This window comes from Avibacterium sp. 21-586 (genome assembly GCF_026226775.1).
In the GTDB taxonomy this organism is placed as follows: Bacteria; Pseudomonadota; Gammaproteobacteria; order Enterobacterales; family Pasteurellaceae; genus Avibacterium.
Genome location: NZ_JAKKOD010000001.1, coordinates 1566285 through 1576780, shown reverse-complemented (window position 1 = coordinate 1576780; position 10496 = coordinate 1566285). Strand labels below are relative to the sequence as shown.

The following is a 10496-nucleotide window of genomic DNA, read 5'->3' as shown; positions in this document are numbered from 1 at the left end:
AAAATAAAATTAAGTAGAAATCGATCTTTCATTTTAACTTGAATTTCAAGAGGATTAAATGGCTTTTATGCATTATTTCATATGTTAAATTATTCCTTGTTGGCGATAAAATTACTGTCTAAAATAACTGAAATTCTTATCGCTCTTAAATGAAGGGATTTATGCTACTTAGCATTTTATATATTATTGGAATTAGTGCCGAAGCTATCACGGGGGCATTAGCCGCAGGACGAGAAAAAATGGATATTTTCGGCGTCATTATCATTGCAGCAATGACTGCCATTGGTGGTGGTTCAGTGCGCGATGTGCTGCTGGGGCATTATCCTCTTGGTTGGGTAAAAAATCCCCATTATTTTATTATTGTTGCCAGCGCCGCGGTGCTGACGGTGGTAATTGCGCCATTCATTCGACATTTTATGCGTTATTTTCGTACCATTTTCTTGGTGCTAGATGCCTTGGGACTTATCGTGTTTTCCATTATTGGCACACAAATCGCATTAGATATGGGGCATAGCTTTATCATTGCGGTTATTGCAGCAATTATCACCGGGGCATTTGGCGGTGTGCTACGGGATTTGCTATGCAACCGCATTCCACTTGTCTTCCAAAAAGAGCTGTATGCCAGCATTGCATTGCTGGCAGCAAGTATTTATATTGGCTTGAGCCAGTTGAATATTAATCACAATATCGTGATCGTGGTAACCCTAGCTTGCGGTTTTACCATTCGATTGCTTGCTATTCGTTTTGAATGGCATTTGCCAGTATTCGATTATCAAGAGCAGGAAATCGCCGAAAAGCAAACCGATGATAAACTGCCGAAAAAAATCAAATAAAAATTAAAAAATAAGGATAAATAATGACGAATTTAGTAGAAATGGGTAAACAAGCCAAACACGCGGCTTTTGTATTGGCACAATGTAGTGAAAAAGACAAAAATCGTGCCTTGCTATGTATTGCCGATCAATTAGAACAACAAGCTGCTCGTATTTTGGCGGAAAATGAAAAAGACATTCAAACCGCTAAGCAAAATGGTTTATCAGATGCCTTGATTGATCGCCTATTACTCACACCTGAACGGCTACACGCCATTGCCCAAGATGTTCGTCATATTATTTCGCTGCCTGATCCTGTGGGCAAAATCATTGACGGCGGTACGCTAGACAGTGGGCTAAAAATTGAACGTGTGCGTGTACCTTTAGGTGTGGTGGCAACCATTTATGAAGCCCGTCCAAACGTAACCATCGATGTAGCCAGCCTATGTTTAAAAACAGGCAACGCAGTAATTTTACGCGGAGGAAAAGAAACTCAACACTCCAACAAAATCTTAGTAGAAGTGGTACAACAAGCCCTATTACAAGCCAATTTACCACAATATGCTGTGCAAGCGATTACTGATCCAAACCGTGATTTAGTGATGCAATTAATGAAACTAGATCGCTATGTGGATATGCTTATTCCAAGGGGCGGTGCGGGCTTACATCAGCTTTGTAAAGAAAATTCCACCATTCCTGTGATCGTTGGGGGCGTGGGCGTATGCCATACTTTCGTGGAAGAAAGTGCAGATTTAAACCGTGCATTAGCGGTGATTAGCAATGCCAAAACGCAGCGTCCAAGCACTTGTAACACCCTTGAAACCTTGTTAGTGCAAGAAAGCATCGCCGCACAATTTTTGCCAATGCTAGCGGAATTTAGCCAATCAAAAATAAAATTTCACGCAAATTCCACCGCACTTTCACTATTAAACCAAGCAGGGGCAACCGTTGTGCCATTACAGGAGCAAGATTTACAACAAGAATGGGGATCGCCTGATCTCAATGTGGTGATGGTTAAAGATATTGATGAAGCGGTAGCCTTTATTAATCAATACGGTACGCAACATTCTGATGCGATCTTAACCAGCTCGCAACGCCTTGCACAACAATTTATTAATCAAGTGGACAGCGCTGCAGTGTATGTCAATGCAAGTACACGTTTTACCGATGGCGGACAATTTGGCTTAGGCGCAGAAGTGGCAGTGAGTACACAAAAATTGCATTCCCGTGGGCCTATGGGATTAGAAGCACTAACCTCTTACAAATGGATTGGCGTGGGTGATTATTTACTCCGTCCCTAATTGGAGATTATTGGATAATTCATAATAAAGTTTTAATATGTTAAAACATCATTTTAAAATGGTGTTTTTTTATTTTCTTTTATAAAATACTATTTGACAATGCTTACTGGAATAGTTATTTCTAAGATATTTTAATACAACAATCATTTATACTTACAGGAAGGAAAATCTTATGTCTCATTTGTCTGTTGCAAAATTTGGTGGCACTAGTGTTGCAAATCATAACGCAATGCTTTCGTGTGCTCAAATCGTTACTGCCGATCCTAACACGCGTGTTGTTGTGCTTTCTGCCTCAGCTGGGGTCACTAACTTATTGGTAGCTCTCGCAAATGGTAAAGAGCTTGAAGAGCGTGCGAAGTTAATTGCTGAAGTACGTCAAATTCAAGAAAACATCTTAGCGGAGCTCAAAGATGGCTGTGAAGTGCGGTCAAAAATTGAGGAAATTTTAGAACATATTGAAACCCTTGCTGATGCGGCAAGTGTGGCTGTATCGGATGCTTTAACAGACGAATTAATCAGTCAAGGGGAAATGATGTCTACCTTGATTTTTGTACAAGTTTTAAAAGAGTTAGGTGCGAAAGCTACTTGGGTAGATGTACGCACCATTGTGGCAACCAACAGCCATTTTGGTAAAGCCGTGCCAGATGATGAGCAAACACAAAAAAACAGCGATGCGCTATTAAAACCGATTCTGGCTCAAGATAACGATACAATGATTGTCACACAAGGCTTTATCGGTCGAGATTCTCAAGGCAAAACGACTACTTTAGGACGTGGTGGCAGTGATTATTCTGCCGCACTTTTAGCAGAGGTGCTAAATGCTAAAGACGTGTTAATTTGGACTGATGTTGCGGGTATTTACACAACGGATCCACGCATTGTGCCAGCTGCAAAACGGATTGACGCAATGAGCTTTGCTGAGGCTGCAGAAATGGCGACCTTCGGTGCGAAAGTGTTGCACCCAGCAACGTTACTTCCGGCAGTACGCAGTAATATTCCTGTATTCGTTGGCTCAAGTAAAGCACCACAAGATGGCGGGTCTTGGGTAACAAAAGATCCCCAGCCACGTCCAACCTTCCGAGCGATCGCATTACGCCGTGATCAAACCTTGGTAACACTTTCAAGCCTAAGTATGTTACACGCACAGGGTTTCTTAGCGAATGTGTTTAACATTTTAGCAAAACACAAAATTTCAGTGGATACCATCACTACTTCCGAAGTAAGCGTAGCACTGACCTTAGATAAAACAGGTTCTGCCTCATCGGGTGCGGAAATGCTCTCACCAGAATTACTTTCTGAACTAAGAGAAGTATCCAGTGTAAAAGTGGATACAGGCTTATCTTTAGTAGCATTAGTGGGGAATGATCTGCATATCACTGCAGGTATCGCAAAACAAATTTTTGACACCCTAGAAAGCTACAACGTAAGAATGATCAGTTACGGCGCAAGCACCAACAACATTTGTATGTTAGTACAGAACGCGCAAGCTGATGATGTGGTAAGAGCATTACATAAAAATTTATTTGAATAATCATAATGATAAAAATGGAAGTCATAGACTTCCATTTTTATTCTCAATCAAATGTATCACACTGCCTAGGCTGACCACTTTGGAATCCTCGCTTAAACCACGCTAGACGCTGCGCAGAAGTACCGTGCGTAAAACTATCTGGGACGATGTATCCTTGTGTGCGTTTTTGTAATCGATCATCACCAACAGCTTGAGCTGCCCGAAAGATTTTTTCAATATCACCTGTTTCAAATAAACCTATTTTGCTTGCTTGGCTTGCCCATACGCCCGCAAAACAATCGGCTTGTAATTCTAATTTCACAGAAAGTTGATTAGCTTGTATGGGGCTTAAATTTCGTTGAGCCTGATGCACTTTAGGCAAAATCCCCAATAAATTTTGGATATGATGCCCTACTTCGTGTGCAATCACATAAGCAAAGGCAGAGTCCCCCTCTGCATCCAACTGATTTCTCATATCATTGTAAAAAGAAAGATCAAGATAAAGACGATAGTCATTTGGACAATAAAAGGGGCCAATTGCGGCCTGTCCCATTCCACAGGCAGTGTGTGTTTCACGATTGTAAAGTACCATAATAGGCGGATGGTAAGATTGATTATGCTGAGCAAAATAATTTCCCCATACATTTTCCGTATCGGCTAAGACGACTCTCGATAAGCTATCAAGCCTTTGTTGCTCTTGCGTATTTAAACTTATTGGATCACTAAAATCAGGTGTGCCAACCAACCCAGAAAGGTCTACGCCATAATAGGCACCAACAAGCAAAATGATAAAACTGAGTACACCTATTTGTTTTCCTCCACGAAAGCTTCCCCTTGAATTTCTTCTATCTTCAACATTTGTGCTTTCTCTACGCCCTTGCCAACGCATAATTTTTATCCTATTTATCATTAACGTGCGGTTATTTTATTACAAAAAATATTTCATAGGGCAATTTGCAGTCAATTTATTTCTAGCAACCTAACACTCGCTTTCTAGATTTCCAGCAATGAATGTACTAAAATTTAACAGTGATCAATTTAATCGCATTTTTTACAAGACAAAAATGAAAAATCGTTTTAAGATGAACGAGATTTCAGATTTTATCTTTGAAAATTAACTTAAATATGAGGAAAATAAAATGGCGAAAATCGTTAAAATTATTGGTCGTGAGATCATTGACTCTCGCGGTAACCCAACTGTGGAAGCAGAAGTTCACCTTGAAGGTGGTTTCGTCGGTCTTGCTGCGGCTCCATCTGGTGCATCAACAGGTTCGCGTGAAGCATTAGAATTGCGTGATGGTGATAAATCTCGTTTCTTGGGTAAAGGTGTGTTAAAAGCGGTTGAAGCGGTAAATGGTCCAATTGCTCAAGCCTTAGTTGGCAAAGATGCTTGTAACCAAGCTGAGCTAGATCAAATTATGATCGATTTAGATGGTACAGAAAACAAATCTAAATTCGGTGCAAACGCAATTTTAGCAGTATCTCTTGCTAATGCTAAAGCAGCAGCAGCATCTAAAGGCTTACCACTTTATGCGTGGATCGCAGAATTAAACGGTACTCCGGGTCAATATTCAATGCCATTACCTATGATGAACATCATCAATGGTGGTGAGCACGCTGATAATAATGTGGATATTCAAGAGTTTATGATCCAGCCAGTAGGTGCAAAAACATTAAAAGAAGCACTACGCATTGGTGCTGAAGTATTCCACAACCTTGCAAAAGTATTAAAAGCGAAAGGTTTAAGCACTGCGGTAGGTGATGAGGGTGGTTTTGCCCCTAACCTAGAATCTAATGCAGCTGCCTTAGCTTGTATTAAAGAAGCGGTAGAAAAAGCAGGTTATGTTTTAGGTAAAGATGTAACATTAGCAATGGACTGTGCCTCATCTGAATTCTACAACAAAGAAAACGGTATGTATGAAATGAAAGGTGAAGGCAAATCATTCACTTCTCAAGAGTTTACACACTATTTAGAAGGTTTATGTAAAGAATACCCTATCGTTTCTATCGAGGATGGTCAAGACGAATCAGATTGGGACGGCTTTGCATACCAAACTAAAGTATTAGGAGATAAAGTACAGTTAGTTGGTGATGATTTATTCGTAACCAATACCAAAATCTTAAAAGAAGGTATTGAAAAAGGTATCGCAAACTCTATCTTAATCAAGTTTAACCAAATTGGTTCATTAACAGAAACATTAGCCGCAATCAAAATGGCAAAAGATGCTGGTTATACTGCGGTTATTTCACACCGTTCTGGTGAAACTGAAGATGCAACCATTGCAGATTTAGCGGTTGGTACTGCGGCAGGTCAAATCAAAACAGGTTCTATGAGCCGTTCTGACCGTATTGCTAAATACAACCAATTAATCCGTATTGAAGAAGCATTAGGTGATAAAGCCCCATTCTTAGGCTTAAAAGCAGTGAAAGGTCAAGCTTAATCAACAACAATTGACCACTTGATAATAAAAAGTGTAGGGGTTCAACCTGCACTTTTTTATTATTGTGATTGAAGTGAATTTCGTGTAACAGTATGCTGTGAATATTTATTATCTCAAAGAAGTTTTGTGTAACTTTTTTATGATTTCAACGTATACTATTGCATTTAGCACAGAATAATAGAGGAACGTTATGCGTTTACTTGTATTTCTTTTGCTAACAATATTGTTATTATTCCAATATAACTTTTGGTTTGGCAAAAATGGATATTTTGATAACAAACAGTTTCAGCAAGAGATTACTCAACATCAACAAGAAAATGAACAATTGACTCAAAGAAATCAGGCAATTGCTGCTGAAATTAAAGATCTCAAAGAAGGTGTAGATGCAATTGAAGAAAGAGCTCGACAACAACATGAGATGATCAAAAATAATGAAATTTTTTATCGAATTGTTAAAGAAAATAAATAATGAGTAATACTGAACGCAAAATTATTGCCTTAGTTCCTGCCGCAGGAATTGGGCGTCGAATGAATGCCGATCGACCTAAGCAATATTTAACTATCCATGGCAAAACAATTCTTGAACATACCCTTGAATTACTGTTAAGTGCCGACAAGATTTCTCGTATTGTTCTTGCTATTAACCCAAATGATTCTTACTTATCTGAAATCAATTTGTTACAACATCCGAACATTACGCTGATCAATGGTGGAGAAACTCGTGCCGAATCGGTACTAAATGGATTAAGAGCGATTAATACTGAAGAAAATGCTTGGGTAATGGTACATGATGCAGCTCGTCCCTGTTTGACCCTGCAAGAGTTGGAGGCGTTGGCAAGTATTACTCATCCAGATGGTGCAATCCTTGCTATTCCTGCTGTCGATACAATAAAGAGAAGTAATCCATATCACTTAATTGAAAAGACTGAAGATCGCACTGAAATTTGGTTGGCTCAAACGCCCCAATTTTTCCCTCTTGCTTCACTGAAGCAGGCCATAGAATATGCCTTAATACAACAACAAAATATCACAGATGAATCTTCTGCAATGGAGCTTTTAGGCTTTAAACCTCAATTAGTAATGGGAAAAACGAGTAACATTAAAATTACCCATCCTGATGACTTAGCTCTTGCAGAATTTTATTTAAGCCAAAAAGACCAACATAATTAAAAAGTTATAAAAGAACACACGTATGATGTAAAACGAGTAAAATAACTACCGCACTTACTTTTTCTTTATGGCAGATTATTTCATCGCATCATTAATTGATAAAATCGTGCAATATTTTGACTAGCAGAAATTATATTTTCTCTACCAGCTTGTAGTGTGTTTTTCGGATTATCAAGTTGACGAATAATAGGGAATACTGCATCAATGCCCAGCTCATACACCACTTCATAATCTTCCCGCAGGCTGCCTACGATAGCAATCACAGGTTTACCAAATTGCTTGGCAAATTTGGCGATTTTCCGTAAGCACTCTGCCCGTCCATTCGCCCTTCCCCAGTAATCACCAAATCGGCATCTTTCACTTGGGTGCTAAAATTTAAGGTTTCTAACACAATATCTACGCCTTTTTTTAACCGCACTTTAGGCAATAACAATAACCCACCGCCCATTCCGCCAGCCGCACCAGTGCCAGCTTGATTGTAGATATTAATGTCCAACTGTTGCTGTACTTTTCCTGCAAAATGAGCAAGCGCGGCATCAAGTTGTTGCACCATTTGAGTGGTAGCACCTTTTTGCGGCCCAAACACTGCTGATGCGCCAGTTTCACCACATAATGGATTATTCACATCACAAGCCACTTCAATTTGTACTTGCGCTAAACGTGAATCAAGTTGGCTTAAATCAATATGAGCGGTGTGAATTAACTGTTCACCACCATAGCCCAAAGATTGATTTTCAGCATTGAGAAAGCAAGCCCCCAAAGCCTGCAACATTCCCACGCCAGCGTCATTGGTTGCACTTCCACCAATGCCGAGAATAATTTTTTTCACCCCATAATGTAAGGCGTTTAAAATTAATTCTCCCGTACCAAAACTGGTGGTTTTCAATGGGTTGCGTGCCTCCATTGGCACAAGATGCAACCCCGACGCTGCTGCCATTTCAATGAATGCGGTTTCACCATCACCAGAAAGCCCCCAAAATGCGTCAATCTTATTGCCCAAAGGGGCGGTAACCGTACATTGGATAAGCTTTCCTTGCGTGGCGTCCACCAAAGATTGCACTGTGCCCTCCCCACCGTCAGCCATTGGGATTTTGCAATATTGCGCGTGCGGAAAAATCTTGCGAAACCCAATTTCAATCGCCTCCGCCACTTCAAGCGCGGTCAAACTTTCTTTGAATGAATCAGGTGCGATGAGTATTTTCATTGTTAATTCCTGTTAAAAAACTGTTCTTATACTACCTTGTTGAGCGAAAAAATCCCAAGATATTTATTGCATTTTTTCTCTTAATCGCTACAATTGTTGTTCCTTGTCGGCGCTGAATTAGAGATCGGCGTTTGATGTATGACTAACCCTACTATTGAGGATTTTAATATGTCTCTAAGCACAGAAAAAAAAGCAGCGATCGTTGCTGAATTTGGTCGTGATGCAAAAGATACTGGTTCATCAGAAGTTCAAATTGCATTATTAACTGCACAAATCAACCACTTACAAGCACACTTTGCTGTGCATAAAAAAGACCATCACGGTCGCCGTGGTTTATTACGTATGGTTTCTCGTCGTCGTAAATTATTAGACTACTTAAAACGTACTGATTTAGCTAAATACAGCGAAACTATCGCTCGTTTAGGTTTACGTCGCTAATTTCCAAATTAGAACAAGAAAACGCTCAAGACATTGAGCGTTTTTTTATGGGGATATTTTATCAATAGCAAAAATAAACCTATGTCTGCCCCCCAAAAAAACACCGCACTTTAAAATTTAGCCCCCCCATTCCCCGTCCAAACCGCCCGAATGGAAATAAAATTTTTAGAAAAATCACGCCGAACGGGAGCCAAGCGAACATCAGGCTGATTTTTCGTTAAGAAAATTTTATTGGAATGAGGAAAAGTGGTTTGATCGGGGTTCCTTTTTCTTTGCTTCCTTTCTTTTGGGTAAGCAAAAGAAAGGAAGTCGCTCAACGAGCGAAACCCGTTATTTACCACAAAGAAATAAGTAATCAGCCAACAATAATGAACTAAATAATAAAGAGCGGTACTTTTCCACAAATTTTTAACCACGTAAAATTCCGTAAAAACCACCGCTCTTTCGCTTATGTTATTTTTATTCCACTGCTTTAAATAAAATTTCGCTTGGAATAATTTCACCTTGCCAATAAAGTTCGCTGGCAACTTTTTCGGCGAGTTGTAGGAAAGATTGGGCAATTTCGCTATCTAGTGCGGAAACCACTGTTGGTTTGCCGTTATCCATATCTTCGCGCAAGCGGATATGCAATGGCTGTTGTGCAAGCACTTTTACTTGATATTTTTCTGCCATTTTTTCTGCACCACCTGTACCAAAAATAGGTTCGTGATGGCCGCAATTACTACAAATATGCACAGACATATTTTCCACAATACCAAGCACAGGGACAGAAACACGCTGGAACATTGAAATACCTTTAATTGCATCAATTAAAGCAATATCTTGCGGTGTGGTCACCACAATCGCTCCAGTTACAGGGATTTGTTGTGAGAGCGTAAGCTGAATATCGCCTGTGCCGGGCGGCATATCAATCACTAAATAATCTAGCTCGACGCCATCTTTCGCCCATAAGGTTTCTTGCAAAAGTTGGCTTAGCGCACTGCTTGCCATTGGGCCGCGCCAGATGGTGGCGTTATCAGGTTCCATCAAATAGCCAATAGAGTTGGTGCGTAATCCATATACTTCAATGGGGTTAATATGTTTGTTGTCTGGCGAAGTTGGACGCTGATCTGCCACGCCAAGCATATGGGGGACAGATGGGCCATAAATATCCGCATCGAGCAAGCCAACTTTGGCACCTTGTGCTTGTAAGGCTAAAGCTAAATTGACAGAAACGGTAGATTTACCCACGCCGCCTTTGCCTGAACTTACTGCAATAATATTTTTGATACCTTTCACCGCGGGGTGATTATTGGCGCGTTTTAAAGTCGCAATTTGATAATTCAGCACCCATTTTACTTCTGTGGCTTGGGTGATTTTTTCTAGCTCATTGGTTAGCGTTGCTTTTAATTGTTCAAAACCACTGTTCCACGCAAAAGGCATTGTGATTTCAATGCGTAAAACGCCTGCGCCTAGCTCTACTTTTTTGATCGCATTAAGAGTGATTAAATCACGTTGTAAGCTAGGGTGTTGAAATTGTTGGAATAATTGTTGGATCTCGGCTTGTTGAGCCTCGCTTAAATTCGCTGAAAAATGAATGCTCATCATTATTTCCTATTGTTAAGTCGCTGTTAAGTAAAT

Annotated in this window: 10 protein-coding genes and 1 pseudogene; 7 read left to right on the top strand and 4 right to left on the bottom strand. The window is 40.0% G+C overall.

Annotated elements, in window-relative coordinates; translation table 11 throughout:
• Window positions 1-161 precede the first annotated feature (161 nt).
• From L5B71_RS07270 to lysC, 3 genes are all read left to right on the top strand, one after another.
• Window positions 162-833, top strand: a complete 672-nt coding sequence (locus L5B71_RS07270) for a trimeric intracellular cation channel family protein (protein WP_265757697.1) — start codon at window positions 162-164, stop codon at window positions 831-833.
• 23 nt (window positions 834-856) lie between these two features.
• Window positions 857-2113, top strand: coding sequence for a glutamate-5-semialdehyde dehydrogenase (proA, locus tag L5B71_RS07265; RefSeq protein ID WP_265757696.1), 1257 nt, complete (start codon window positions 857-859; stop codon window positions 2111-2113).
• A 172-nt stretch (window positions 2114-2285) separates the two neighbouring features.
• The gene (gene lysC, locus L5B71_RS07260) at window positions 2286-3644 is read left to right on the top strand and encodes a lysine-sensitive aspartokinase 3 (protein ID WP_265757695.1); all 1359 of its coding nucleotides are present in this window, start codon (window positions 2286-2288) and stop codon (window positions 3642-3644) included.
• A 43-nt stretch (window positions 3645-3687) separates the two neighbouring features.
• On the opposite strand, the gene ypfJ is transcribed toward lysC, so the two are convergent.
• A complete protein-coding gene (gene ypfJ, locus L5B71_RS07255) occupies window positions 3688-4512 on the bottom strand; it encodes a KPN_02809 family neutral zinc metallopeptidase (protein ID WP_265757694.1) in 825 nt (274 codons plus the stop codon).
• 250 nt (window positions 4513-4762) lie between these two features.
• Here ypfJ and eno point away from each other — a divergent pair, with 250 nt between their 5' ends.
• The 3 genes from eno to ispD all read left to right on the top strand — a co-directional run bounded on the left by eno (window position 4763) and on the right by ispD (window position 7234).
• A complete protein-coding gene (gene eno / locus L5B71_RS07250; RefSeq protein WP_265757693.1) occupies window positions 4763-6064 on the top strand; it encodes a phosphopyruvate hydratase in 1302 nt (433 codons plus the stop codon).
• Between the two features lie 190 nt (window positions 6065-6254).
• Complete coding sequence (ftsB, locus tag L5B71_RS07245; RefSeq protein WP_265757692.1) at window positions 6255-6533, top strand: cell division protein FtsB; 279 nt, start codon at window positions 6255-6257, stop codon at window positions 6531-6533.
• On the top strand, window positions 6533-7234 hold the full coding sequence (gene ispD, locus L5B71_RS07240; protein WP_265757691.1) for a 2-C-methyl-D-erythritol 4-phosphate cytidylyltransferase: 702 nt from the start codon (window positions 6533-6535) through the stop codon (window positions 7232-7234). The genes ftsB and ispD overlap by 1 nt, the downstream gene beginning before the upstream one ends.
• Window positions 7235-7314: 80 nt before the next feature.
• Here the strand turns inward: ispD and L5B71_RS07235 are convergent.
• Window positions 7315-8438: pseudogene (locus L5B71_RS07235) on the bottom strand (glycerate kinase).
• 168 nt (window positions 8439-8606) lie between these two features.
• On the opposite strand from L5B71_RS07235, the gene rpsO reads away from it, so the two are divergent.
• Window positions 8607-8876 (top strand): 30S ribosomal protein S15, encoded by a 270-nt coding sequence (rpsO, locus tag L5B71_RS07230; RefSeq protein WP_017805737.1) that lies wholly within the window; start codon window positions 8607-8609, stop codon window positions 8874-8876.
• A gap of 110 nt (window positions 8877-8986) precedes the next feature.
• Here the strand turns inward: rpsO and L5B71_RS07225 are convergent, their stop codons facing one another.
• Both L5B71_RS07225 and apbC read right to left on the bottom strand, forming a co-directional pair.
• Window positions 8987-9379, bottom strand: a complete 393-nt coding sequence (locus L5B71_RS07225; protein ID WP_265757690.1) for a hypothetical protein — start codon at window positions 9377-9379, stop codon at window positions 8987-8989.
• A complete protein-coding gene (gene apbC / locus L5B71_RS07220; protein WP_265757798.1) occupies window positions 9336-10460 on the bottom strand; it encodes an iron-sulfur cluster carrier protein ApbC in 1125 nt (374 codons plus the stop codon). The genes L5B71_RS07225 and apbC overlap by 44 nt, the downstream gene beginning before the upstream one ends.
• Between the last annotated feature and the right edge of the window lie 36 nt (window positions 10461-10496).